This is a genomic window from Akkermansia sp. UNK.MGS-1, from assembly GCF_000980515.1.
Lineage (GTDB): Bacteria > Verrucomicrobiota > Verrucomicrobiia > Verrucomicrobiales > Akkermansiaceae > Akkermansia > Akkermansia muciniphila.
The window spans coordinates 103,594-128,238 of sequence record NZ_LBCB01000001.1; the positions used below are offsets into that span (position 1 = coordinate 103,594).

At 57.2% G+C, this 24,645-nt stretch carries 21 protein-coding genes and 1 other RNA gene; 11 read left to right on the forward strand and 11 right to left on the reverse strand.

From position 1 onward, the window contains the following. Positions 1–5: 5 nt before the first annotated feature. Positions 6–1,238 (reverse strand): MFS transporter, encoded by a 1,233-nt coding sequence (locus tag WW58_RS00445; protein WP_022197261.1) that lies wholly within the window; start codon positions 1,236–1,238, stop codon positions 6–8. Positions 1,239–1,338: 100 nt separating this feature from the next. Further along, positions 1,339–2,088, reverse strand: a complete 750-nt coding sequence (locus WW58_RS00450) for a hypothetical protein (RefSeq protein ID WP_046434411.1) — start codon at positions 2,086–2,088, stop codon at positions 1,339–1,341. 146 nt (positions 2,089–2,234) lie between these two features. Between WW58_RS00450 and WW58_RS00455 the strand changes: the two genes are divergently transcribed. Beyond that, positions 2,235–2,792 carry a cob(I)yrinic acid a,c-diamide adenosyltransferase gene (locus tag WW58_RS00455; protein ID WP_012419960.1) on the forward strand — a complete coding sequence of 186 codons (558 nt, stop codon included), beginning with the start codon at positions 2,235–2,237 and terminating at the stop codon, positions 2,790–2,792. Positions 2,793–2,951: 159 nt separating this feature from the next. On the opposite strand, the gene WW58_RS00460 is transcribed toward WW58_RS00455, so the two are convergent. Further along, positions 2,952–3,290: a cupin domain-containing protein gene (locus tag WW58_RS00460; RefSeq protein WP_046434413.1), complete on the reverse strand. Its 339-nt coding sequence runs from the start codon at positions 3,288–3,290 to the stop codon at positions 2,952–2,954. Between the two features lie 304 nt (positions 3,291–3,594). Then, entirely contained in the window at positions 3,595–5,865 is a 2,271-nt protein-coding gene (locus tag WW58_RS00465) for a ribonuclease R family protein (protein ID WP_179219245.1), read from the reverse strand. Positions 5,866–6,100: 235 nt separating this feature from the next. Here WW58_RS00465 and WW58_RS00470 point away from each other — a divergent pair, with 235 nt between their 5' ends. Genes WW58_RS00470 through WW58_RS00480 form a run of 3 tightly spaced genes read left to right on the forward strand, consistent with a single transcriptional unit; the run spans position 6,101 to position 9,749 of the window. Further along, the gene (locus tag WW58_RS00470; RefSeq protein ID WP_102736015.1) at positions 6,101–7,051 is read left to right on the forward strand and encodes a hypothetical protein; all 951 of its coding nucleotides are present in this window, start codon (positions 6,101–6,103) and stop codon (positions 7,049–7,051) included. Between the two features lie 8 nt (positions 7,052–7,059). Then, positions 7,060–7,974: a hypothetical protein gene (locus tag WW58_RS00475; RefSeq protein ID WP_046434420.1), complete on the forward strand. Its 915-nt coding sequence runs from the start codon at positions 7,060–7,062 to the stop codon at positions 7,972–7,974. A gap of 5 nt (positions 7,975–7,979) precedes the next feature. Beyond that, entirely contained in the window at positions 7,980–9,749 is a 1,770-nt protein-coding gene (locus WW58_RS00480) for a hypothetical protein (protein WP_046434422.1), read from the forward strand. Positions 9,750–9,774: 25 nt separating this feature from the next. Here WW58_RS00480 and WW58_RS00485 read toward each other — a convergent pair whose 3' ends face one another. The 4 genes from WW58_RS00485 to WW58_RS00495 form a co-directional block, all read right to left on the reverse strand. After that, the gene (locus tag WW58_RS00485; protein ID WP_288143378.1) at positions 9,775–12,282 is read right to left on the reverse strand and encodes a U32 family peptidase; all 2,508 of its coding nucleotides are present in this window, start codon (positions 12,280–12,282) and stop codon (positions 9,775–9,777) included. A 26-nt stretch (positions 12,283–12,308) separates the two neighbouring features. Continuing rightward, positions 12,309–13,523 carry a bifunctional folylpolyglutamate synthase/dihydrofolate synthase gene (locus WW58_RS00490; protein ID WP_102747676.1) on the reverse strand — a complete coding sequence of 405 codons (1,215 nt, stop codon included), beginning with the start codon at positions 13,521–13,523 and terminating at the stop codon, positions 12,309–12,311. Positions 13,524–13,588: 65 nt separating this feature from the next. Further along, positions 13,589–13,683: signal recognition particle sRNA small type (ffs, locus tag WW58_RS12640), an RNA gene on the reverse strand. A 51-nt stretch (positions 13,684–13,734) separates the two neighbouring features. Beyond that, complete coding sequence (locus tag WW58_RS00495) at positions 13,735–14,751, reverse strand: hypothetical protein (RefSeq protein ID WP_046434424.1); 1,017 nt, start codon at positions 14,749–14,751, stop codon at positions 13,735–13,737. A gap of 166 nt (positions 14,752–14,917) precedes the next feature. Here WW58_RS00495 and WW58_RS00500 point away from each other — a divergent pair, with 166 nt between their 5' ends. After that, on the forward strand, positions 14,918–16,339 hold the full coding sequence (locus WW58_RS00500) for a Gfo/Idh/MocA family protein (RefSeq protein WP_046434426.1): 1,422 nt from the start codon (positions 14,918–14,920) through the stop codon (positions 16,337–16,339). 73 nt (positions 16,340–16,412) lie between these two features. Here WW58_RS00500 and WW58_RS00505 read toward each other — a convergent pair whose 3' ends face one another. Genes WW58_RS00505 through WW58_RS00515 form a run of 3 tightly spaced genes read right to left on the reverse strand, consistent with a single transcriptional unit; the run spans position 16,413 to position 21,141 of the window. Then, a complete protein-coding gene (locus WW58_RS00505; protein ID WP_288143379.1) occupies positions 16,413–19,100 on the reverse strand; it encodes a DEAD/DEAH box helicase in 2,688 nt (895 codons plus the stop codon). Between the two features lie 37 nt (positions 19,101–19,137). Then, entirely contained in the window at positions 19,138–20,595 is a 1,458-nt protein-coding gene (locus WW58_RS00510; RefSeq protein WP_046434430.1) for a bifunctional metallophosphatase/5'-nucleotidase, read from the reverse strand. Positions 20,596–20,637: 42 nt separating this feature from the next. After that, complete coding sequence (locus tag WW58_RS00515) at positions 20,638–21,141, reverse strand: septal ring lytic transglycosylase RlpA family protein (RefSeq protein WP_102732922.1); 504 nt, start codon at positions 21,139–21,141, stop codon at positions 20,638–20,640. A 149-nt stretch (positions 21,142–21,290) separates the two neighbouring features. On the opposite strand from WW58_RS00515, the gene WW58_RS00520 reads away from it, so the two are divergent. From WW58_RS00520 to rplR, 6 genes are all read left to right on the forward strand, one after another. Further along, positions 21,291–22,163 carry an NAD(+)/NADH kinase gene (locus tag WW58_RS00520; RefSeq protein WP_161994145.1) on the forward strand — a complete coding sequence of 291 codons (873 nt, stop codon included), beginning with the start codon at positions 21,291–21,293 and terminating at the stop codon, positions 22,161–22,163. A gap of 222 nt (positions 22,164–22,385) precedes the next feature. Beyond that, entirely contained in the window at positions 22,386–22,613 is a 228-nt protein-coding gene (gene rplX / locus WW58_RS00525) for a 50S ribosomal protein L24 (RefSeq protein ID WP_012419972.1), read from the forward strand. Positions 22,614–22,679: 66 nt separating this feature from the next. Continuing rightward, complete coding sequence (gene rplE / locus WW58_RS00530) at positions 22,680–23,261, forward strand: 50S ribosomal protein L5 (protein WP_012419973.1); 582 nt, start codon at positions 22,680–22,682, stop codon at positions 23,259–23,261. 12 nt (positions 23,262–23,273) lie between these two features. Beyond that, on the forward strand, positions 23,274–23,675 hold the full coding sequence (rpsH, locus tag WW58_RS00535; protein ID WP_012419974.1) for a 30S ribosomal protein S8: 402 nt from the start codon (positions 23,274–23,276) through the stop codon (positions 23,673–23,675). Positions 23,676–23,696: 21 nt separating this feature from the next. Further along, positions 23,697–24,236: a 50S ribosomal protein L6 gene (rplF, locus tag WW58_RS00540; RefSeq protein ID WP_046434432.1), complete on the forward strand. Its 540-nt coding sequence runs from the start codon at positions 23,697–23,699 to the stop codon at positions 24,234–24,236. 35 nt (positions 24,237–24,271) lie between these two features. Further along, the gene (gene rplR / locus WW58_RS00545; protein ID WP_046434433.1) at positions 24,272–24,634 is read left to right on the forward strand and encodes a 50S ribosomal protein L18; all 363 of its coding nucleotides are present in this window, start codon (positions 24,272–24,274) and stop codon (positions 24,632–24,634) included. Positions 24,635–24,645: the final 11 nt, after the last annotated feature.

Here is a 24,645-nt window from a genome sequence, read left to right on the forward strand (position 1 = left end):
GAAAATCAATCAGAATCCACGCCCAATTTATTTTTACGGTAGTGGTCCAGGGAGATGCGGTAAAAATATACGATCGCCAGCAAATTCAGCAGGGCTCCCGTTCCGAAGGCCCAGTTCAGGTTCAGGTACGCGTAAATTTTGCCTCCCAGGAACATGCCTGTTCCCACCCCGATGTCAAAAGCGGTGAAAAATGTGGAATTGACGGCTCCCCGGTGGCCGCGGTCCGCCATGTTCAGTTTCATGGTTTGGAACGTGGGGATGAAAATGCCGAAGCCAAAGCCGATGAGGATGGCGGAAGCGTAATAGATCCATTCCAGCGGCGCCAGCGCCAGTGCGCCGAAACTGACGGTCAGGATACTCAGGGAGATGACGGAAAGCTCCGCCACGCGTCCGCGGTCGATTTGCCTGCCTACCATGAACCTGGAGACCAGCATGCCCAGCCCCATCAGCGCGTAAAACAGCCCGGCGTATTTGAACCCGTGCATTTCTCCGTACAGGGCGGAATACACGGCCACCACGCCATAGGAGAAGGTGGCGATCATCACGTTCACCGCCAGCGGAATGCCCACGCGCAGCACCAGACGGTCCAGTACCTTTTTAGGCGTTTCATACACGGGCTCCTGAACAGGGCTCCCGGGAACGCGGATGAGAGATGCAATGCCCGCCCCGGCCAGGCACAGGAGCAGGGAACTCCAGGTAATCACGTAAAAGCCGTACTGCTGGTATACCTGAAGGCCGATGACGGGGCCCAGGCACATGCCCAGCGTCATTGTCATGCCGAAGAAGCCCAGGCCTTCCCCGCGGCGGGCAGGGGGGATGATATCTACTGCCATTGTCGGGCCGGAGGTGGTCATGCCTCCCCAGATCAGGCCCTGTATGAAGCGCGTCAGGAAAAACGCCAGGGCGGTGGCGGCCGCAGCATACCCTGAAAAGGACAGGGCCAGCATAATGTAAACCGTGATGTAAATCTTCTTGCGGTCTCCGGTATCCACCCGGTGTGCGAACCAGGGGCGGGAGATAATGGCGGCCAGAACATAAATGGACATAATCCAGCCCAGCCAGCCGGAGGAGACCTGCAATTGCCCCGTCAGATACAGCGGGAGAACGGGCACCAGTTCATAGAAGGCCAGCCCCGTCATTAAGTTGGCGCAACAGGCCAGGATGTAGTCTCGCGTCCAGAGAGGCGCTTTGACGGATGGTGCGGTTTCCGCCGCCAATTCATCTCTTGTCCGAGTCATGCAGGGGTTGTACAGCCGTTGGGAAAAGTTTCAAACGGCCTGACGTGTCATGATGATGAGCGGAGGGAGGAAGGCCCTGATGAATCCTTGTTGGGAGACGTTATTCATTTTCACGGGAAAAGGTTACGCCCACCAGCGTGTCTCTCCCGTCAATGGCATTCAGATAGTCGAATACTTCTCCGCAGGGTGTTTCGTTCTCAATGAGGAAAATGAATGCTCTGCGCTGGTTGATATGTTCATTTGCCATATTGGCGAAAGCCTGAAGGTCGTTTTTCCGGGATGGACCGGATGGTTTTTTCTGGATACGCCAGTAAACAAGCTGGTAGTTCCCTCTTTCCGGGTAAGGGGACCGGATGAATTTCACGATGGGATAAACGGGTTTCCGGGAAGGTGTTTTGTTGAAAACAAGAAAGTCATCTTCACGGAAAGGATGTTCCAGAACGGCATCGTCGGGAAGGCAGGGAATGTCCGGGTTCATGCCTTTTTCAGATTCTGGATCAGATTCCGGGGCCATATCCGTGGAGACGGGAAGATCCCAGCAAATTCCATTTTCAAAGGCGGACGCGATGGCATCCCCTCTTTTCAAACGGAGATTATTCACGCCATGCGCATAAGCCTCCGATATGCCCTCAGCGATGCGGAACCAGGGAAGGGACGGATTGTCCAGATTGATGGTCAGGCATCTTTCACAGGCCGAATCCGTCTTCCATTCCTGTATGGGGCCGGGCAGTTCCGATGCGTTCACGATTATTTCTCCGGGCAGCAAGGCGCTTTCCTTTTTAGAGCATGCCCCGAAGAGGAAGCTGATGAAGAGAGGGAGGAAAACGGCAGGAAGACGAAGCAGAAGCATTTATTCATTCTTCTTATATAGTTTTTATTGCATGTCAAAAGAATAGAGAGTGCGGTACATGCCGGGAAAGATGGCGCTGGCTCCCGCTCCGGAATATGCCTTCTTTTTTGCGTGCAGGACGGCGCGGGCATGGTAGGGTACATGGTATGAGCGTAATCACCAAGCGTGGAGACAGCGGAGAAACGGACCTGATGTTCGGCAGGCGTAGTCCCAAGACAGCGCCGCGCATTGAAGCTTACGGAACGGTGGATGAATTAAATTCCCTGATTGGCGTGGTGCGCCATTCCGGGGTAAGCTCCCGGACGGTGGAGATGCTGGACGGCGTCCAGGCTCGCCTGGTGGGTGCCATGGGGGAACTGGCCACGATGGAGGAGGATTTGCCCAAATATGACGCCAAGGGGTACGCCCGCATTAAAGCGGAGGATGTGGCATGGCTGGAGGAACAGGCCCATTTGCTGGAAAAGGAATGCGACATCCGTTTCAAAGGCTGGGCCCGCCCGGGCAAGGAAGGATCGCTGGGCTCCGCGTATTTGGACCTGGCCCGTTCCGTCTGCCGCCGTGCGGAACGCCGTGTGGTGGCATTGAGGCTGGATCATGCCCTGAGCAACGTGAACACGGCCCTGTTCCTGAACCGCCTTTCCGATCTCTGCTGGGTGCTGGCCCGTTTTGAGGCGCTGGCCGCAGGGGAAAAGATCCAGGCCTGAGCAGGCCGTTTCCGCCCGTCCTCCTGTTCCGGCATGTTGCGTATCTGCGCGATTCCCGTGTCAGGAGAAGCCTGGAAAGAATGGTTTTGCCGCAGATCCATGTCCAGGTGGCAATTCCCCGGAATGGTTCTTCGTTATTTTCAGGGGAGGGCTTCCCGATCAGTCCAGCGGCAGGATGGAAGTAACCAGCATTTTGAACCGTTCCCGGGCAATGACGGAATGAGGCACTCCGGCGGGAATCAGGAGGCTCTTTCCCTGGGGCAGAATAACTTCTTCATTGCCCACGGTGAAGTACGCCGTCCCGTCCAGAATCTGTATCAGTGCAGGACCGGGCGTCTGGTGAGTGGGAAGGAGCTGTTCGTTGTCAAAGGCCAGAATGGTCATGTTGACTCCTTTGGAGCGAATAAGGGCCAGACTGGTGATTTGCCCTTCGCGGTAATCGGTCAGATCGGCGTAATTAAAGGGAGTGCGTTCGGGGAGGCGCTGAATGGCTGTCATGTAAATTGGACACCCTTGTTGGCCCTTCCCGTTTCTTCATGACAGGCTTCCGGGAAAAAGGTCCGCTCCAGACCCGGGAGCGGACCTTGGCATTCAGCATTCATATGGTGCTTACTTACGGAGTCAGCGTCCTGAATTCATAGGCGTGAGGTCGGATTCACAAGTAAACAACAGTTATTCTATACATGAAAAATACAATTTACTTCAAGAAAAATTGTGTAGGATAATGCAGATTTGATTCTGCTGCAGGGAGAATCGGATTTGACTCCCGTATGGGATTGTTTCCATATACGGGCGTATGCCGTCAGCGGTTCCGCCGCCCGTGGCCGGATGTGCCCTTCTCCTGTTTGGCGGGGAAGGCCGTTTTTCCCGTTTGCCGCGGTTTCTCCCGTGAGACGATGGCGAAATCCGCCCACTGCTGCTCCCTGTCCACTTTCACGGGAATGACGGGAACGCGCAGCCCAGCGCACAGCACGGAACCATGGTCGTTCTTCCAGCGGCTGGCGAACGCCTCATACACCCAGCGGCCGCCGGGAAGCTTGTCCGGCTTGACCAGCCCCTTAATCTGGAGGCGCGGTATTTCCAGCAGCACGCCGAAGTGGCGCGTTTCCGTAACCAGAGCTTCGTGCACTTCCGGATGCTCCGTGTAGCACTGGCCTTCCAGCCATTCGAAGAGTTTCATCCGGTTCGCGTCCTTTTCCGCGCTGGCGGAAATGCGTTCCGTCTCTGAAATGTGTTCCGCGTCTTCCTCCAGCCTGCCTGCGCTGCCTGCTCCTTTGGATCCTTTGGGAGGATTAGCCAGCAGGGGATTCAGGGAGCGGTGAACCACCAGGTCCGCGTAACGGCGGATGGGGCTGGTAAAATGGCAGTAATTGGGAGTGGCCAGGCCGTAGTGGCCCAGGGGCTCCGTGTCGTACCTGGCCCTCATCAGGCTTTTCAGGAGCGCCAGCTTAAGTAATTGCTCGTCCGGGGAACCCTTGATGGACTTCATCAGTTCATTCAGGTACTGGCGTTGTCCGATATCGTGGACGGGATGCCCGTATAATTTGCACAACTGGCCGAATTCAAACAGTTTGGAGGAATCCGGCTCTTCGTGGACACGGTAGATGGTGGGACGGTTCCCGTTTTTCAGGGCCAGGGCCACGGCTTCGTTGGCGGCCAGCATGCACTCCTCAATAAGCTGGTGGCTTTCATCGTACTCTTCCGTGATGATGCCCGTCACGCGGCCGTCCTTGTCCATAACGGCTCTCACTTCCGGGAAGTCCAGATCCAGGGCTCCCTTGGCGTAGCGGTTGCGGCGCAGGATGGAGGCCAGATTCCAGGCTTCCCGCACCGTGGAGGGAACTTCCCCCTTGTCGTTTCCCTTCAGCATGGCGAAGGCCTCCTGATAGGTCAGGCGCGCCTTGCTGCGGATGAAAGCGTCCGCAAAGCGTGCACGGAGCATCTTCCCCTTTTGATCAAATTTCATTTCGCATACTTTTGTCAGGCGCACGACATCCGGCCGCAGGCTGCACAAATCGTCGGAAAGGCGGGGCGGGAGCATTGGAAGGACGCGGTCCGGCAGGTACGTGGAATTGCCGCGGCGCAGGGCTTCCCCATCCAACGCGCCGCCGGGCCTGACGAAATGGGAGACATCCGCAATGTGAACGGCCAGCGTCCAGCCGGACGGAGTGGCCGTGATGGAAATGGCGTCGTCAAAATCCCGGGCGCTTGCCGGGTCAATGGTGATGACGGTACGGTCCGTCCAGTTTTCCCGGCGGGCGAGTTCCCCGGGGGAAGGGTTTTGAGGCAGCGTTTCCAGTTCCCGGAGCACGGAGGCGGGAAATTCCGCGGAAAGGCCATATTTTCTGATAACGGCTTCCATGTCCACGTGGGGCTCGTCCGGATAGCCGAGCACCTCCACGATTTTCCCGCGCGGGGCTTTCTTTTCCTCACCGCAGGTTACGGGTTCCACGGAAACCAGTTGGCCGGGAAGCACCTCCATGGCGGGTTTTTCCGCCAGTTCAATGGATGACGGAGAGCTTACGCCGTCTCCCAGCACGCGGCCCGGCTTGTTCTTTCCGGTGCGGAAGACGCCAAGCCAGCGGGAGCGCGCGCGTTCCGTCACTTCCTCCACGCGGGCTTTCATGCCGGCATCCGGGGAAGAAAAGCGGTCCCTGCGGATATTCCTCCGGCCCCTGGCCGCCTTGCGTTCCACGCGCACGGCCACCCGGTCCCCGTCCAGGGCAGTACCCAGACGGTTGGGTTTAAGTTCCAGCTCCGGAATGGCTTCCGTGTCCCATCCCAGGGCCGCAGCGGCGGGATCCCCTTTTCTGGGGAGAAAAAGAATCTTGCCGGAGCGCAGGATGCGGATCATGCCATGCACCAGGTTCCGGCGTTCCCGCTTTAAAGCGTATCTGCCCTTTTGTAGCCGCACGAGTTTTCCTTCCTCCTCCATCTGGTCCACCAGGGCGCGGAAATCCAGCTTCTGCCGGGAATCCACGTTCAGGGCGCGGGCCAGTTCGGATTTGCTCTGGGGTTCGTAACGTCCGTCTTCCATGTGACGGATCAGGCGGTCTTTAAGGGAATGATTCATTTTGCGGAAGTTCCGGGAAAAGGTGTCTCCCATTCCCATGGGAACCATCATAGGGCGGTTTGCGCGCCGCTTCAAGGCGCGGGCGGTGCATGCCGCGTTCGTCAGCGGTTTTTGGCCTGCTGCCGGGCATGCCGTTGTGCGGGACCGCAGTCCGTCTAGGAATTTTTTTAATTATGTGGCATATGGATTGACAATGATCTGTTTTTTGGATTTAACGATGTTTGGTCGTTTTTTTATGAAAACATTTATTTTCCCGTTTTTGGCCTGCTGTTTCCTGGCGTTCAACGCGCTGGCGTCCAAGGGCGTTGAAATACGGCATAAAACCCAGTTCTGCGCGGCGGAAGTATATTTCAGGTATCCAGATCGCAACCCTCCCCAGGAGGAGATAGACAAAAGCAACAGAGAAAGAACGACCGTCACCCTCCGGGAATACATCACCCTGACCGCCACGCTGGACGGCAAAAAACTTCCCAAAGGCACCCGGTGTGACTGGTCCGCCGTGGAAGGAGGGGAATATTTCAAGCTTGATAGTATAGATAATAAACCGGATCAAGTCATCGTCAACATCAATACCCTGGCCAAAGCGCGGCAGACGCTCAAGGTGAAAGCTGAGGTGGACGGGGTGGAGCAGGTGGTGGAATTCACCCTCATCCCGCCCCAGGGGCTGATGTACGCGGGGGCGGAGAGCCCTTTCCGGCAGGCGGAGGAAGAAGCGGCCAAGGTGGGATGCACCGCGGGGCTGAGCGCCCTCCGCATCCTGCGCGTGTATCCCTTGAACGTCAGCTTCACCAATCTTTACTCCCTGGAGCAGCATGCCGGTTATGAGCCCGACCCTCTTCCGGACCATCCCCTGGTCAGCGAGCATGCGCCTTTGCCGGAGCCCGCACGGGTTTCCGTCACCAATGAAGTCTATGACAGCACCAACTGCCTGTATCCGCCGGCGCTCATTGACGCATTCTCGGGGTCCATCGGCTGGACGTGGAAGTGCCGCTGGCAGATATTCGGATGCACGGATAAACCCCAAGGCGGCAGGTACACGAAAGAAAAAGTGCTCTGGGATTTCAACACGGATCAGGTTTTCTCCATCAGGCGCGATCCCGATACGGGAACGGTGCACTACCGGATCCAGAAGTTCAAGGGATTGAACAAAAATGACCCGGGCATCGTCACCGCAACAAGCAACTGATTTTCTTTATGAACTATTACCTTTCCCTCTGTCTTTCCGTGTTTCTCTTCTTTTCCGTCGGGGGCCGCGCGGATGAAGCCGCTGTGTACGACGATTTGCCCTCCTTCATGGACATCCGGATTGAACGGCTTAGCGGGGACGCGCGGCATCTGAAGGGCCTGCTGGACCAGGGGAAGCTGGGCGACTTTTACCAGCAGGCGCTGCCCGTGCTCAACAGGGAGCTGTTTGACGAGGACGGCGGAATGACCCCGGAGGAGCTGGAAAACGCCCTGTTCATCAACAACATGGTCGTCAAGGCCCCCTATCAGGACTACCGGCTGGACAACTTTTCCATCTGGATCAACGGAAGTGAGCTGGAAACCAAATTTAAAGCATGTTGTAATCTTTCCAAAATTCAAACCTATGTCAGGGAGAACAAGAGGCTCAGGCAAGGGAAGGAGCTCGCGAGGTTCTGCCTGGAGGCGGAGTTCGAATATATCAGGCGGATGATGCTTCAGGGCGCCGCCGTTTACCGCTACATCGCCGGGCTGGAGGCGGAGCACGGGAAGTTCCATCCCGTGAGGCCGGTCGACACGCTGCCCTACTGGCGTTACCGGGAGACGAAAAACCTCGCTGCCTGCGGTGCGGAAGAGGAACGGCGCAGGAAGGCCCTGTACGAGCGGAACGTGGACGAGCTGGTCCGCCTCCGGCAGTCCTTCCGCTGGTATATTAAACACAGGGAGGGTGCACTGTTGAATATCGTTCTGAAGCTTCACCCCGGGAACCGGAGCCGCGCGCTGGAAAGGCTGAGGGAATGCGGCTACAAGACGGACCGGGAGCTGGTGGAGTTTCTGGAGAGGACCGGAGGCATGAGAAAGAGAGTTCAATTCCTGTACTCTCCCGGGATGCTCCGGGAACACAGAAAACTCGGGAAGGAGGATTAGCCGCCATGGCCGCGAATATTCTGCTGAGAATGCTGTTGTGCTGCGTCCTGTTACTGGTATCTGGCGTTTCCCGGGCCCGGGATGCCACCGCCGTGGAGAGTTTGCTGAGGGCGGATTATTCTTCAGTCATCATTGACGGCGTACGGAATCAACTCCGGAAACATCTTGATTCCGGTACTCTTTCACCGGAAAAAATCCGGCGGATAGTACATCATCCGGAATTGGAGCAACTGTGCCATATCGGACAATTTTTCCGTTATGCCAGCCAGGAAAAGGCGTTTTCAACAAGAGAGCTCCGGGACCGGACGTTTACCAGGTGGCTTGTCTCCCATCCGGAAGTTTTCCGGAAACTGGCCCATGCAGGGTATGCTCAGCAGAGCAGTCTGGCTATTCTTTACCGTCTGTGGAATAGCGCAGACAGGGACTTGTGCGGAGTTGACCTTAACATCGCCCTGGGGGCCTGTCTCATCGCCGATGTTTTCACGGCAGAGGAATGTATAGCCAGGTATGGATTTTACCATGATTCCCATCATCATGGCAGGTGTTATCCGCAGGCCGACAGCCTTGAACCGTGGGAGTGGGCCGTGGTTCTGAGAGGAAAAGAGAGTCTGGAAGATCTGGCATGGGCCCAGCAATTTATTGAAGGGAAAAATATCAAACCCGAGCAGGCAGGGGGTAAATTTACCGGATTTATTCCCTACCGTAAAAAGAATCACAGAGGAATCAGCATCCATGCCGGGGCCGCGTTTTACGATAACAAGCCCATCACTCTTCAGCTTTATACGGAATATGGAGGCGTGTGCGGAGCCGTTTCCAAGGGGGCCGCGGGTTTTTTAAGAGCCAAAGGCGTCCCGGCGTACCCCATCGGGCAGCCGGGGCATTGCGCTTTTATTTGGAAGCACCCCAAAGGGCAATGGCTGATCGGCAACAACATTGGAGGATGGAACTGGGCCAATGGTGGAAATAAACTGCCGTGGAAAGGCCCCGTGCAGATTATCTCCGCCCTCTGCGCTTTCTGGCAGGGTCCCCAGGCCCGTGAATCTTCCTTGATGTACGATTTATCTTTTTATTCCCGGAATCCGCAGCATGTGGAACTGCTGCTTCAGGAGGCGTGCCGGGCCAATCCTTACAATTATCCGGCCTGGGCGCGTTATTTGGGCATCAAGGCGGGAGGTGCGGGCGATAAGAAGAAGCTGGAGTACCTCATCCAGTTCAGCAAGGCGATGCCCCATGAACATAACCTGATTGATTACGTGGCGGGTCATGTTTTGAAGATTAACCCTGAAAAGGTGAATCCCTATGAATTGTACGCCTGCGGGGTCAGCCCGGACAGTACGCCCGAAGCAGAGGAACTTTTCATCCGGCAATTTTGGAAAAAGCTGATTGCCGACTGCCCTGAGGTTAAACTCCATGCTGTTTACAAGGAAGGGACTACCGGTAATTTCTTAAATTTATGGCTGGAAAAATCAAAAAATGTCAAATGGAATTCCAAAATGAAGAGCAAAACCAGCAAAGCTTTTCAACAGGCGTTGCTGGTTTTGACCGGCAAGGAAAAAACTTGCATTAAAATGATGAAAAGCTACCGCCGGTTTCTCATCATGTGGAATGATGAGAAATATATGATGCAGGCGCATGAATTTGTGCAGGACCATTTAAAAGGCATTACCAGCGACCAGGTGAAAAAGGAAATGGCCGGCATGGGTAGAAAAATGGGTATCCTTTTAAAGAATGATAAAATATTGAACATGTATGGTCAAAACCGGGAATCCGAATAGGGATTGACCATTGTTCAAAGGGACATTATCTGGGCCGGAGCGTACCTTCCGTGGTGCCGAGCTGTTCCGCGACATCCAGTTCCCGGATGAGCCGGGCCGCCGTGCAGGAGCCGTCCAGCAATTCCCGGTAGCGGGACACCAGAAGGCGTATTTTTTCCGGGGGATCATCCAGCAGTTCCAGACGGAAGCGGGAAAGACCCAGGCGGCGGAAGCCCCGGAGGAAGCCGGCTCCCGTCTGAGCGCGTCCGTTGAACAGCGTGTTCCGGCACCCGGCGTCCGCCAGCAGGGGATGAAGCTGGCCTACGCGGTCACGCAGCTGCACATGATGCCGTTCGCAGGGGCGTCCGCAATTCTTATAACTGGTGCCGTCCGACAGGAAGGTGCAGAACACGCAATGCTCCATGTGAAACATGGGCATATGCTGGTGCAGAGTCAGTTCAAACCATTCCGGCGGCGTGGCGCGGAGCAGGTCCGCCACCTGTTCCGCGTTCAGGTCGTAAGAGAGGGTGAGATATTCCAGCCTCCCCCGTTCTTTCAGGATAGCCGCGCTATACGGATTGGCGACATTCAGGGAAAAATCCCCAATGCGGCGCAGGGGGGAATGGCGGAAGTATTGCGCCGCGCCCAGGTTGCGGATGAGGATGCCGTCCGGCTCCGCCCGTTCCATGAGCTTAAAGTAACCGGTTTCAGACGGCTTCTGGATGCGGGGCGTCGCCAGAAAGACGGGGATGCTGTCCGCGTGCTGCCGAACCGCTTTCACTCCCGCCGCATAGTCCCGGAGGTCTTCAAAGTCCAGATAAACGGCATCCGCCCCGGCATCCAGAACGGAAGGTATCTGTTCCGGTCTGCGGCACAGCACAGACAGGTGCGGAGGTGCGTCCGGAGCTGCCGCCCCCGCCGGAAGCGCGGAAGGGGTGAAAGCCGCAGAAAGACGGGAGGGAACGGGGGCTTCCCTCTCCTGCCGGACCGTTTGAATTTGTTCCACGAGGGCGCGCCTTGCCTGGTTGAGGATGCTGAGCGGGAGCATCAACCCGTTCGGCAGCCGGCATTCGCAGGAAGCCAGGCGGAACCCCGTTCCTCCCAGTCTGCCAAGCTGCTGTTTCAGCGCTTCAGGAGTCAGCGGGCGTTTTTCCGCCGTTTGCAGGGGCTGTGCGGACTGCACGGAACACCCGTATTCCGGGCAGGAAACCGTCAGAGGCTCCCCGGCGGATCCGGTGCATGTCAAATGGAGGGGTACGGAGGCTTCCGGCAGGTGTTCCCGCATTTTTTTCAACTCCGCGTTCAGGGCCGGATCATCCGTTTTCCAGAGCTTCTGCCCCGGCCTGACCCTGCTCCAGTCAATGCGGGATGCTTTTCCATGAAAGAAAAGGCGGTTTCTCTGCACTTTCCAGATACGACCGCCCTGTTCTTCATTGCGGTCTTCCCCTGCATCAATGACGAAGCCGTCACCGGGCGCGAGCGGAATGCCTCCTTCCGGTCTGATATCCAGCCAGCCCTGACCGCTGTTCATGATGACGCCTGCGTAAGCGCCCCTCTTTTTACCGTAGCGGCCGTGGGTCAGACGCGGGTGGTCCGTTCCGTCCAGCCAGCCTGTGGAGAAGCCGCGTGAAAATACCATTTGCAGTGCGTAGCGGTCGCGTACGGTCACCATTTCATCCACAGATATTCCAGCGCAGGCGGCGTCCAGGGCTTTTCTATAGGCCGCCGTCACCGCCGCAACGTATTCCGGGCTTTTCAGGCGACCCTCTATCTTATAGCTTTTTACGCCCATGCGGACCAGGTCCGGGATGCGGTCAATGGCGCACAGGTCCTGGGGGCTGAGCAGGTAGCGCCGTTCTCCCAGGGGAACGGCTTTGCCGTCTACAACCAGGGAATAGGGCAGGCGGCAGGCCTGCGCGCATTCCCCCCTGTTGGCGCTGCGCTGGCCCAGGCTTTCCGATGTAAGGCACTGGCCGGAGTAGGCCACGCAGAGCGCCCCGTGAACAAATACTTCCAGGGGTATGTCCGTATGCCGTACGCATTGCCCGATTTCCTTCAGGCTCAGTTCCCGGGCCAGGACGGCCTGCTTCAGGTCCAGGAATCCGGAGGCGAATTCCAGCCCGTCCGGAGAGGAAAGCGTCATCTGGGTGGAGGCGTGCAGTTCCAGCTTCATGCCGGGAACCTGCCTTCCCCATTCCGTCAGGCAGCGGGCAAGTCCGATGTCCTGCACGATGACCCCGTCCGCGCCGGCGGCATTCAGGTGGCCCAGGTAGGAGAGGGCGTCCGCCAGCTCGGAGGTGAAAATGAGCGTATTCATGGTCACGTACCCCTTCACGCCGTGCGCGTGAAGGAAACGCATCAGTTCCGGAAGGGAATCCAGCGTGAAGTTGTTTGCGCGCAGACGGGCGTTGAAACGGTCCAGACCGAAATAAATGGCGTCTGCGCCATTGGCTACGGCGGCGCGGGCGCAGTCCATGTCCCCGGCGGGAGCCAGCAGTTCGGGACGCAGGTCTCCGGGCCGGAGGGCGGAAAGGGTCATGTCGTCGGAAGTCACGGGGAAAAGCAAAGAGGCTGTAGGGGTTATTGGGCGGTGCTGCGTTTTTCCGCATGGCGGAGCAATGCTTTCAAATCTCCCAGAAGGAACAGGGAACCTGCCGCCAGAGCGGGGAACGGGGAAGCCAGCGCCGCCTGCAGCCCGTCCGGAAGCGTGGAATGAATGAAAACGGGGCCGGTTTCCTGCCCGGCCAGCAGGGCAGCCATTTCTTGCGCCGGCATGATGCGGGGGGAAGTGCAGGGAACCAGGTGCCATTCTCCGGCAATTTCCCGCAAAACCGGAATCATTTCCCGGATATGCTTGTCTGCGGATGCGGCAAAAACCAGCGCCGCCTTCCGTCCCGGGAATTCCTCTTTCCACGTGGCCGCGAGCACGCGCGCCGCATGTTCGTTATGAGCGCCGTCCAGTACCAGAGGGGGCGTCTCAAGGCGTTCGAACCGTCCGGGCCACTGTACCCTGGCCAGGGCAGCGGCGGCTGCGGCAGGGGAGGGAAGGGCATGGAGCCGTCTCATGGTTTCCAGCGCCAGGGCTGCGTTTTCCCGCTGATGGGCTCCGGGCAGGCATGGGCGGGGCGTGTTCCGGTCCGCCCGGGCAATCGTGAGGGGAGAACGGCGGTTCCGCGCCGTCCGTTCCATGACGGCCATGACGTCCGGGTGCTGCACGGCGGTTACGGACGGTTTGCCGGGGGCGATGATGGCCGCTTTTTCCGCGGCGATTTCTTCCAGGGTATCTCCCAGATACTGCTGGTGGTCCAGACCGATGGGGGCCAGTACGGCAATGTCTTTGGGCACGGCGTTAGTGGCGTCCAGCCTTCCGCCTAGCCCTGTTTCCAGAATGATGAAGTTCACGTTGTTTTTACGGAAATGGCGCAGGGCGACGGCCAGAGCCAGCTCAAAAAAGGTGGGCGGCTGTTCCCAGCCTTCCGCCAGCTGTTTCAGGAAGGAAATTTCCTCCGCCAGGGCATCCGGAGTAATCATGTTCCCATTGACGCGGATGCGTTCGGAAAAATCTACCAGATGGGGGGAGGTGAACAGGCCCGTGACATAACCCTGTGCCCTGGCCAGGGCCTCAATCATGGCGCAGGTGGAGCCTTTGCCATTGGTGCCGGCCACATGGACCACGGTGGCGTTGATACGGTCCGCCCCGGCTGCCGCCAACAGTTTTTCTGTGTTGTCAAGCCCCAGCTTGATCCCGAAAAATTGGGTGGAAAAGAGCCAGTCAAGGGCGGCGGATACGTTCATGGGCGGTATTCTACCACGGGAAAACTCCCGTTCAACTCCGGTATGGCGGGGAGAGCCATAAAATACCGCCGGGAACAGACGCGGCAAACACGAACAAGCTACCGTTGCTACCTCTCGGTCCTGGCGGGGTTTGCCAGTCGTGCCTCCACGGGGTTCCCGGCGGCCCACCCAGTAAACTAGGTTTGCAGTGCAGTGTCAACCTTCAAAGACATCATCTCCTTCTGGCGAAAGAGAGCAGAATGGAGATCAGCAATATTACGCCGATGACGGTTGCCGCCGTGAAAAAAATCTCTTCTTCCTGTCTGAGCCGGCTGCGCTCTTCTTCGATTTTCGCGTCTCTGACGCGTTGCAGCCCGTGCAGGGCTTTGGCCTTTTCCTCTACATCCGCCTCCGTTCGCATGACAATCGTTTCCTCATGGCTGACGGCCTGGTCGTAAGGAGCAATCATTGTGCGGAATTCGGGGTCTTCCGAAAGTATTTCCGTCTCATCATAATCTTCCGCCAGAGGGGAATTCATGGAGTCCCGAAGGCTGGCGATCTGCCGGTCCACGTTGTTTTGGAACAGGCCCAGCTCCCTTTTGGCCTTTTCGTAAGCTTCCGTCTGGTCGCGCAGAGCGGCTTCCCCCTGGTCGGTAATGCGTTCCAGTTCCTGCGGAAGGCTGGCCTGAAGTTTGAGCAGATCCGCCCGGTTCTCCGTCACTTTAAAATCCCCGCTTTTCTTGTTGGATGCCTCCGCGCGCTGGATGCGGTTGATGTCCAGACGGGTCTCCACCTGGCGTATTTGTTCCTGAATCCGGTTTCGGGCGCTGTCCAATTGTTGTCTGGTGGCGTTCCGCCTGCTTTTGAGTTTTTCCACTTCTGCAACGCGGCGGTCATATTGTTCCAGCAGATAGGCTATTCGGGCTTCCGCGCTTCGGGCATTGGGCCTTCCGTTCACGGGGGAGGGCGTCTTTTTCCCGTCTTTTTCCTGGTCGGCTTGTTTGATTCGGGAATCCCAGTATTTGCGGACGGCTTCTTCCTTCCGTTGAACAGCTTTCTGGAGACGCACCGCCTGCTGTTCGTGAAGTTCCGCGGCTTCATCAAAACGGGCTTGGGCCGCATCCAGCTCCGGGCAGGGTTCCTGCTCCATGGCTTTGAGGGCTTCATGCCTGGGTGCGAGGCTGTTTTGATAATAATCCCAGCCGTAGTATCCCCCGGCGAGCAACAGGATGAGAAGTAGGTAACGCATCAATGAAAAAAAGGGTAGAGGCAGAAGCAAATCTCATAGTGGGAGTTCCGCCGGATTTTGCAAACTCTAAAATCAGCCATCCGGAGCTTTTCCCCTCAATAGGGAGAATGATGATAAATTCACTCCGGAGGGGGCGTAGTTTTCCTTGAAGCCATACTTTCAAGCCATGTCTATTTTCTCATCACGCAGACAATTTCTCAAATCTTTGGGGCTTGCGGCCGGAGCGGCTGCCGCCGGAAATGCCCTCCCTGGGAAGGCTGTGGAAATCCCTGCCGGAGACCATCTCTGGAAATCCGCCTCTCCGGCGGCTCCGAGGCCTTCCGGTTCCACATACATGGGAGGGTTCAAGGCTCCCCGGCTGGGTCGCATCAGGCTGGCCTTCATCGGCGTGGGAGGGCGCGGGTTCTCCCACCTGGCGCAAATGTGCGTGATGGATGGAGTGGAAATCGTGGGCATATGTGATTTGAAGGAAGAGTTGACGAAACGCGGCGTGGATCGCGTGCTCTCCAGAATGGGGAAAAGCCCTTTGGGCTATTCCGGCGGCGATATGGAATACCTGACCATGCTGAAGGAGCTGAAGCCGGATGCCGTCATCATCAGTACGGATTGGAGTTCGCATGCCAGAATCGCCTGCGACAGCATGAAGCACGGCGCTCACGCCTTTGTGGAAGTTCCTCTGGCCGTCTCTCTGGAGGAGCTCTGGAGCCTGGTGGATACCAGCGAGGCCACCAGGAAACATTGCATGATGATGGAAAACGTCAACTATGGGCGGGATGAACTCATGTTCCTGAACATGGTCCGGCAGGGCGTCATCGGCGATTTGCTTCACGGGGAGGCCGCGTATATCCATTGCCTGGTGACGCAGCTGGGGGACACGCGCGGGGAAGGGGCCTGGCGGCCGGAATATCATACCAGAATCAATGGCAACCTGTACCCCACCCACGGGTTGGGGCCGGTGGCTCAATATATGAATTTGGAGCGTGGAGAGGACCGTTTCTGCCGTGTGGCGGCGTTCGCTTCTCCTGCTCTCGGGCGCAATGCCTACGCTAAAAAGCATCTTCCCGCCGATCACCGCTGGAACAATACTCCATTCATCTGCGGTGACATGAATACGGCTGTTGTCAAGACGCAGCTGGGGCGGACCATTCTTGTCCAGCTGGATGAGACGTCCCCCCGGCCTTACTCCCGCGCCAACCTGATCCAGGGAACGGAGGGCACGCTGGCTGGTTTCCCAACCCGCGTGGCGGGTGAAAAGCTGGGCAACGGCAATTATCATGAATGGATTGAAGGCAGGGAAAAACTGGCCGCTATTTATGAAAAATACGATCATCCCCTCTGGAAACGCATCGGGGAGCTGGCCACGAAAATGGGCGGTCACGGCGGTATGGACTTTGTGATGCTTTCCCGCATCGTGGAATGCCTCCGGAACGGAGAGCCAATGGATCAGAACGTTTACGAAGGAGCTTCCTGGTCTTCCCTGCTGCCTTTGACAGCCCGTTCCATCGCCCAGGGCGGGTTGCCCGTGGAATTTCCGGATTTTACCCGCGGAGACTGGAAAACCACCATGCCGCTGGCCGTGGTTTCATGAATAACGCCGGGGATGAAGGGGCGCTGTTCTCTTCCGGGGAGTTCAGGAAGGAATCCGTTCTTACGCAGGGTGTTCAGCAAGGACTGCCGGAAAACAAATTGTTTAATTCTTCCGCGCTCATGTTCATGAGCCATTGTTCGGGGCCTCCGGAGAACAGGTCGTCCGCCATGCGGCGCTTGTCCTTGAGCATGGCGTCAATGCGGTCCTCAATGGTGCCCCGGCAGATCAGGCGGTGCACGAGTACGTTCCGGTGCTGCCCGATGCGGTAGGCCCGGTCCGTGGCCTGGTTTTCTACAGCGGGGTTCCACCAGCGGTCCACATGGATGACGTGGGATGCCTGGGTCAGCGTCAGGCCGGTGCCGGCGGCTTTCAGGGACAGGATGCAGAAGGGAGGGCCGGATTCCTTCTGGAAGGCGGTGACGATGTTCTGGCGTTCCGGAATAGGCGTTCCCCCGTGCAGGGTAAGCCCGGAACGGCCGAAGACTCCGGACAGGAGATCGTGCAGATGGGGAATGATGGAGCGGAACTGGGTAAAGAGAATGGTTTTTTCCTGCCTGGCGGCAATGGAGGCGCACAGTTCCTGAAGCCGCCGGAATTTTCCGGAGCGTTCCGGCGCATAATCGTCCGTGCCCTGGAACTGGGCGGGGTGGTTGCAGATCTGCTTGAGGCGTGCCAGAATGGGTAAAATCAGCATCAGGCGGGCAGCCGGGTCCGGTTCGTCCAATACGGCATGCAGCATGTCTATCTGTGTCTGGTACAGGGCGGCCTGTTCCGGCGTGAGGGAGCAATAGGCCGGTATTTCCGTTTTGTCCGGCAGGTCGGGAACCAGCGCCGGATCTGTCTTCATTCTGCGCAGGATGAAGGGGCGCACCAGGCGTCGCAGCGGGGCATAGCCGCGTTCCAGGGAACGGGTGAAGGATTCGAAGCTTTTTCTGCTGCCCAGCAGCCCCGGATTCAGAAATTCCATCAGGCTCCAGAGTTCATTCAGGTTATTTTCCACCGGCGTGCCGGACAGGGCTATGCGTCGTTCTCCATGCAGGGAACGAATGGCGCGGGAACGGGCGGAGCCTGCGTTTTTAATAGCCTGGGCTTCATCCAGAATAATGGCCGGGAAATGCAGGTCGGCCAGGGCGGACGTGCGTGCAGCCATGCCATACGTAGTGATGACGGCGTGGCAGTCTTTCCGGCGCAGGGTTTTTTCCGGCTGCCACGGGTTCGGGGAGGAAGGGTGCATGATGCGCAGGATAAGCTCCGGGGCGAAGCGTTGCGCTTCTTCTTTCCAGTTGGACAGGAGGGAGGCCGGAGCCACAATCAGAGCCGGCAGGCCCTCCAGCCGGCCTTTTCTCCGCAATGTGTCCAGCCACGCAATAGCCTGAAGGGTTTTTCCCAGCCCCATATCATCCGCCAGGCAGGCGCCAAAACCCTGTTCCGTAATCCGGTAAAGGAAAGAGAACCCTTCTTTCTGGTAAGGGCGCATCAGGGCGTCCAGCCGGGAAGGAAGCTCCGGTATGGAGACTGGGACTTTCCCCGCCAGGATGTCCAGGGTCTGCCGGAGGTTTTGTCCCGGTTCCATGACACAGTCTTCGTCCGGTTCCGGAATCTGTACAAGCTGGCCGGAAGGGCCGTTAACCAGCATTCTCAGACCCTGGACCAGAGGAATGCCGAGGGAGCTCATCATACGTGCCGCTTGAGTCCACCGGTCCATTAAGTCCCGGACCTTCCGGGCGTCCACGCGCACCCATTCCCCCTTGAAGCGGATCAGGCCGTCTCCGTTGCTGAGCAGTTCCCCCAGCTCCTCCGGGGTCAGGTCTTTGCCTCCCAGAGTGGCGGATACGGAAAATTTCAGCAGACTGCGGACGGAAAGCCCGGAAGAATGGACCGTTTTTTCACTTCCGGATGCGTCTGCCGTAACTTTTACCTGTAGTTTGGGAGGGGTTTTTTTCCATAGATTCACCATGCGCACAATGATGCCTGCGCGTTCGTAGAGCGGCGTGTCCTGCAGAAAATCCCGGGCCTCCGGAGCGCTCCAGGCCATCGGCGTATAAATTTTTCCGTTATCCAGCAGGCGCTTCAGCAGGGGGCTTTCCCGTGCCGCTTCTTTCAAGGGCTGGAGTACGGCCAGCAAGGCGGTGTAATTACCTTCATGAAGTTTCAGGGCGGTGGCAAGGGGGAGGTGGCGCACCTGGTTGTCCGCAGCGCTTTGATGCGCAAAGGTAGCCATGAAAGCAAAGGGGCGGGAGCCTGTGGCGTCATCCCGGTTTTCCGCAAGGTGGAAAAATACCTTGCCTATCTGGTTCCAGGGCGCGCCCAGGCTGTTCAACCATTCGGCGGGGGTAATGCCTCGGGCGCGGATTTCCTTTGCTATTGCCTTCCGCAAATCTTCAAACCATCCGGCAATGATGTCCGGAGTGGCATATTCCGCGCCCGGCACGGGGGGGAATTGCTCCGCCAGAAAGGCTTTTTCCGTAGCGGAGGCCAGCAGGTGGTCCAGAACGGCATCCACCTCGTCCGGCCTTTCTGCGGCAGCGTGCGCCATGCGGGTAAGCGCCTGGCGCGCCATGTTCTTGATAAAGAAGGCGCCCGGATCCGGAACGGTTTCCCAGTTGGATACCGCCAGGGCATACAGCCCGTTTCCGGTTCCTTCTTCAAACAGACGGTCGAAAGGCGGCGTGTCCGTCACCAAAGCACCGGAGGGGAGGATGCGGAAACCATTGATATTCCGTTTCTCTTCCGGTACTGCATGATAGGGGGCCGGCTGCATGGCGGGCAGGAATGTAGCGTGTGCTTGCGGCCGTAGTTCACAGGGCGAACGTCGTATCTCTGATGATGGGCAGCTTGGACGGCGGAGGATTGAGCAGCTTCTTGATTTGTTTCAGGTAATCAATCAGGGCTTTGCGGACATCTATTCCCGTCGGTTTGCCGTTTCCCCGTTGGGGAAATATGAAATTGCTGCACAGGTAGTCTCCCATCGCGACAGTATAAATGACCCCGTTTTTCAAAGTGCTGGTAATGCTGGGCGTAACACCGTCCATGATCTGGTAGGAGAATCCGGAGCAGTACACTTCCAGAATACCTCCTTCGTCATCGGTCGGAGACATGAATTTGGACAGGATCAGTTGCTCAATGTCCGCTTTACTCATGGAGCAGGTGACGATCTTTTCCCGGAAGGGTTCCAGCTCGTAAATGTCCCTGATGGTAACGGGTCCTTTGTTAAGATGGTTTTTGGACCGTACTCCGCCGCGGTTGTAAATGGCAATGTCCGAATGGGAGGCCTGCTGAATGACCTTGCAGAAAAGGGTGCCTATGGTGACGTGCGTGATTTCTTCTCCGGCGACGCCCACCTGCTGGTTGAAAAGCGGATTTCCGGAAAACCGGCGGACAATTTCCTTTACTTCCGGGTCATTGGGAATTTCCTCATTCAAAGAAACGGCCCTGGTGGATTTGGAAAGGATGGAGACGGGATGTTCCGTGGAGAAAATGATTTCCGTAACTCCTACGTGGCTCAAACTATGTCCCGTGTGGCTGAGCAGCGTGCCTGTTCTGAGATGACCGCTGGGAAGCATGACATGGGTATGGTCTCCGAGAATGACGTCGATATTCGGCGAATACTTCATCATTTTCAGATCATTGCCGTATCCCAGATGGCTGAGGATGACGTTAATGGTGTTGTGGTGAAGCCGGAACCTGTCCGTGATGCCCTTGTAATCTTCTTCATCCGGCAGCGTCCATGAGATGCCGGCCATCTTCCTCACATCCGTGGTTTGAAGGTCCGCCAGACCTATGAACCCTACGGAAACGGACGTGCCTTCAATCGGGATGCTGACATACGGAGAGAAACAGTTTTCCAGAGTAGGGGAAAGATTGGCGTTGGTAATGACAAACTTGGTGGAAGGCATTCCCTTGATATGGTCGCGCAGGGCCTCCTGCCCGTAGTCCAGGTCATGGTTTCCGATGGTCACTACGTCATACCCCAGTTTATTCATCAGGATGGTAAGGGGTTCGCCCCGTTTTTCACAGTCGTCCACATAGGGATTACCTATGAAATAATCGCCTGAATCCACCAGCAGCACGTGCGGATATTTAGCGCGGTATTGTTTTACCAGTGTGGCCAGTCTTGGGAAATTGTCCAGATTGCCGTGGATATCGCTGGTAGAAATGATAATCAGCGTTTTATCGGGATCCGATTTAGGCTCCTGAGCCAGAGAGAACGGGCACAGGCATGCCAGGGAGGCAAGAACAATGCGTAGCGGAATCATGCAGGGTAAAATGATAAATATACGGAAAAGGATGAAATGGGATTAACGGGCGGAAACCTCATGCGGGCCGTCACCCACGGAGATGACTTCCAGACGGACCCTGGATACGCCGCGTCTATGCAGGCCGATGCGGCTTGCGGCGGCGGTGGTGAGGTCTATCAGGCGGTTGCTGTGAAAAGGCCCGCGGTTGTTGATTCTGACGACGGTTGATTTGCCGGTTTCCAGGCAGGTGACTTTCACCTTGCACGGCATCGGCAGGGTTTTGTGGGCCGCCGTCATGGAACGCTGGGGATTGATGTACTCTCCGGAAGATGTCTTCAGGCGGCGCGCTTTGCCGCCATACCAGGAGGCATAGCCGGTCTCATGGTATTGCAGGGCATCCGCCACGCTCATGGGAGTATACCTTTTTCCACGCACCCGGTAGGGCGCATTTTTGACATGCGCCTCTGCCTCCTGAACGGACGGCTCCGTTTTCTGAGCGCACTTCTCCGTAGTGGAGCAGCCCGGCATCAGAAAAAACAGCAGGACGGGGAAGAACCATTTCACGCTTTTTACGTTTAACACATATTGATGATTTTGTATAACAAAAAAGGAACAAGAGTTGAAATTTAAGGAATAGAGCAGGGCGGAACAATCTTTTCCCGGTTGCGGTTTACCAGTTGAGCGGCTCGGAAAAATGCAGTATGATCTCCCGCATGAATTCTTCCAAGGTAATCGGCCTGGTCGCGCTGGCGGAAAAACCGGGACTGGGGGAAGCGTTGCGCATCATGCGCCGGGAACTTTCCCGCCACGGGCTGGGCTCCTGCGTCATTGAAACGCCGGATGCCCTGGAACGGGCTATCGGGCGGTGCGGCATGCTGGTGACCTTCGGAGGGGACGGCACCATGCTGACCGTCTCTTCCCTGGCGGCCATGCACCGCGTTCCCCTGGCGGGAGTGAACCTGGGCCGGCTGGGATTCATGACCACCTGTTCCGTGCAGGAACTGCCGCTTCTGGCGTATGCCCTTCAGGAAGGTTCCTACCTGACGGATGAACGTTCCATGCTTGAAGTAGTACGGGCAGGGGAAGACGGCGTTGCGGCTCCTCCCCGCAAGCTGGCCTTGAATGAAGTTTCCCTGATCCGCGCCCAGTCCGGCAAGATGGTGGACCTGGATGCGGAGATAGACGGGGAATTGCTGAACCGCTACCATGCGGACGGCGTTCTGGTTTCCACTCCCACCGGCTCCACGGCATACTCCCTTTCCGCCGGGGGGCCTTTGGTCTGGCCCATGTCCCGTGTCGTATGCGTCACCCCCATTTGCCCGCACAGCCTGACCAATCGTTCCGTGGTGCTTCCTGACACCATGACCATACGCCTGCGGCCCCGCGAGCGCCGCGGCCGTTTTGACTCCATGGTCTATTCCCTGGACGGCCGTTCCGCCTATCCCATTGAAGTGGGAGAAAGCCTGGTAATCCGGAAGGCGCCGGAAACGCTTTCCCTGGTTCATCTCCGGAAGCAGAATTTCGGCGCCCTGCTGAGGGCCAAGCTGCGCTGGCAGGGGGCGGAGATCCCTTCCGATGATGAATAGACCGTCGCGGAAGCCCGGCTCCTGGCGGGCTGTTCCCCCCTGCGGAATTCCCGCATCCGGGAACGGTCCTTCGTTCATCGTTCCGCATTGGCGCAGGGGCGGTAAAACGATTTTTTTAGGATGCGGGCTTGACGAAAAGGCCTATCCTATCATACTCTTCCTGCCCTGCCACCAAGGGGGTGGCAGATCTTAATCGCATAAACGCGTAAGAAATAGTCATATATGAAGACCCACGTGAAAAAAGGTGATGAAGTGGAAATCATCGCCGGACGTAACCACAAGGGCAAGCGCGGCACCGTTCTCGCCGTGAATGCTTCCAAAGGTACTGTCATCGTAGAAGGCGCCCGCACCCTGAAAAAGGCTGTGCGCCCGACCGAACAGAACCCGGAAGGCGGCATTCAGGAAATCAACGGCCCGATTCACATCTCCAACGTGAAAAAAGTAGGCTAGGCCATCCGGTCTGACCCTGCGCTTAAGCCATATCGATCATTAATAAAGAGCTGACCCGCTAAAACAATGAGTACACCAACACTGCAAACATACTACCGTGAAAAGGTCGTTCCCGGCCTTCAAGCGAAGCATGCATACAAGAACGTGCATCAGATTCCCCGCCTGGAGAAGATTGTTGTCACCTCCTGCATGGGCAAGCACCCGGACCGCAAGCAGGCCGTGGAAGATGCCGTTAATGAAATCGCCAAAATCACCGGACAAAAGCCCTCCGTCACCTATGCCCGCAAGAGCGTGGCCAACTTCAAGGTGCGTGAAGGCGAACCTCTGGGAGCCCGCGTAACGCTGCGCGGCGCCCGCATGTGGGAATTCCTGGACCGCTTCATCAATATTACGGCTCCGAACATTCGCGACTTCCGCGGTCTTCCCTACAAGTCCTTTGACGGCAACGGGAACTATGCCGTCGGCATCTCCGACCAGTCCATTTTCCCCGAAATCGAGCTTGACCAGATCAAGCGTCAGATCGGCTTCGATATCATTTTCGTGACTTCCGCTCCTACGGACGATGAAGGCCGCGACCTGCTTCGCGCCCTGGGCGTCCCCATGCGCGAACCGAAGAAGGCCGAAGAAACCCAAACCGCCAACGCCTAACTATTTCTTACCATGGCCGTATTAAGTGATCCCATTTCCGACTTCCTCACCCGCCTGAAAAACGCCAGCCTGGCCGGCAACGAGGAATTTACCGCTCCCTGCTCCAACATCAAGGTGGAAATCGCCCGGATTCTGCAGGAAGAAGGCTACATCTGGAACTATGAAGTGACCGGAGAAGGCTCCAAGAAGCAAATCAAGGTGAAGATCAAGTTTACCCCGCAGGGCAAGCCGGTCGTTACCGATGTGAAGCGCAGCTCCAAGCCGGGCCGCCGCCAGTACGTTTCTTCCGAGGACATTCCCCGCGTTCTCAGCGGGCTTGGCATTGCCATCGTCTCCACCTCCCGCGGTGTGATGACCGGTGCGCAGGCGCGCAAGCAGAGCATTGGCGGCGAACTTCTCGCCCTTGTATGGTAACCATTAACATTTCCTAAACATATGTCCCGAGTTGGTAAAAAATCCATCACATTGCCGGACAAGGTAACGGTAAAGGTTAACGGCTCTTCCGTTCAGGTGGAAGGCCCCAAAGGAAAGCTTTCCTGGACGCTTCCGGAAGGCATCACCGCTACCGTTGAAGGCAATCAGCTCTCCGTTGACCGCGTCGGCGAAAGCCGTCAGCTTCGCGCCCTGCACGGTACGAACCGTTCCCTGTTGAACAACATGGTCATCGGCGTGTCCGAAGGCTTCGTCAAGAACCTTGAAATCGTCGGCGTCGGTTTCCGCGCCGCCGTCAAGGGCAACATCCTGGATCTGAACCTGGGCAAATCCCATCCGATCAACCAGGTAATCCCGGAAGGCCTCAAGGTAACCGTGACTGAAAACACGAAAGTGACGGTCGAAGGCATCGACAAGCAGGTCGTGGGCCAGTTTGCCGCTGAAGTCCGTGCGTACTATCCCCCGGAACCCTACAAGGGCAAGGGTGTGCGTTTCGTCGGTGAAGTTATCCGCCGCAAGGAAGGCAAGAGCGTCGGTAAGTAATTCAGGTAATAACTATTACAACATATTTACACACGATGAGTACTATCAATCGCAAAGCCATCCGCGCCAAGGTTCGCCGCCGCATCCGCAGAAAGGTTTCCGGAACGGCTTCCCGCCCCCGCCTGGCTGTCTATTTCTCCAACCGCCACGTCTATGCCCAGATCATCGACGATACGGTGGGCAAGACTATCTGCTCCGCTTCCACGGCCGATGCTTCCATCGCCGATCCTTCCAAACTCGCCAACTGCGCTACCGCTACCAAGGTGGGCAATCTGATCGGCGAACGCGCGAAGGCTGCCAATGTCACTGAAGTCGTTTTCGACCGCGGTGGATTCAAGTTCTGCGGTAAGGTGAAGGCCCTGGCCGATGCCGCCCGCGAAACCGGTTTGAAATTCTAATTGAAAGATTC

Bases quoted from the DNA above. Each gene is read 5' to 3' on its own strand.
- rplE (WP_012419973.1), top strand. From the start codon at position 22,680: ATGAGTACACCAACACTGCAAACATACTACCGTGAAAAGGTCGTTCCC.
- WW58_RS00455 (WP_012419960.1), top strand. From the start codon at position 2,235: ATGAGCGTAATCACCAAGCGTGGAGACAGCGGAGAAACGGACCTGATG.
- rpsH (WP_012419974.1), top strand. From the start codon at position 23,274: ATGGCCGTATTAAGTGATCCCATTTCCGACTTCCTCACCCGCCTGAAA.
- WW58_RS00445 (WP_022197261.1), bottom strand. From the start codon at position 1,238: ATGACTCGGACAAGAGATGAATTGGCGGCGGAAACCGCACCATCCGTC.
- rplR (WP_046434433.1), top strand. From the start codon at position 24,272: ATGAGTACTATCAATCGCAAAGCCATCCGCGCCAAGGTTCGCCGCCGC.
- WW58_RS00490 (WP_102747676.1), bottom strand. From the start codon at position 13,523: ATGAACGTATCCGCCGCCCTTGACTGGCTCTTTTCCACCCAATTTTTC.
- WW58_RS00480 (WP_046434422.1), top strand. From the start codon at position 7,980: ATGGCCGCGAATATTCTGCTGAGAATGCTGTTGTGCTGCGTCCTGTTA.
- WW58_RS00500 (WP_046434426.1), top strand. From the start codon at position 14,918: ATGTCTATTTTCTCATCACGCAGACAATTTCTCAAATCTTTGGGGCTT.
- rplX (WP_012419972.1), top strand. From the start codon at position 22,386: ATGAAGACCCACGTGAAAAAAGGTGATGAAGTGGAAATCATCGCCGGA.
- WW58_RS00460 (WP_046434413.1), bottom strand. From the start codon at position 3,290: ATGACAGCCATTCAGCGCCTCCCCGAACGCACTCCCTTTAATTACGCC.
- WW58_RS00520 (WP_161994145.1), top strand. From the start codon at position 21,291: ATGAATTCTTCCAAGGTAATCGGCCTGGTCGCGCTGGCGGAAAAACCG.
- WW58_RS00510 (WP_046434430.1), bottom strand. From the start codon at position 20,595: ATGATTCCGCTACGCATTGTTCTTGCCTCCCTGGCATGCCTGTGCCCG.
- WW58_RS00465 (WP_179219245.1), bottom strand. From the start codon at position 5,865: ATGAATCATTCCCTTAAAGACCGCCTGATCCGTCACATGGAAGACGGA.
- WW58_RS00505 (WP_288143379.1), bottom strand. From the start codon at position 19,100: ATGCAGCCGGCCCCCTATCATGCAGTACCGGAAGAGAAACGGAATATC.
- WW58_RS00495 (WP_046434424.1), bottom strand. From the start codon at position 14,751: ATGCGTTACCTACTTCTCATCCTGTTGCTCGCCGGGGGATACTACGGC.
- rplF (WP_046434432.1), top strand. From the start codon at position 23,697: ATGTCCCGAGTTGGTAAAAAATCCATCACATTGCCGGACAAGGTAACG.
- WW58_RS00475 (WP_046434420.1), top strand. From the start codon at position 7,060: ATGAACTATTACCTTTCCCTCTGTCTTTCCGTGTTTCTCTTCTTTTCC.
- WW58_RS00450 (WP_046434411.1), bottom strand. From the start codon at position 2,088: ATGCTTCTGCTTCGTCTTCCTGCCGTTTTCCTCCCTCTCTTCATCAGC.
- WW58_RS00470 (WP_102736015.1), top strand. From the start codon at position 6,101: ATGAAAACATTTATTTTCCCGTTTTTGGCCTGCTGTTTCCTGGCGTTC.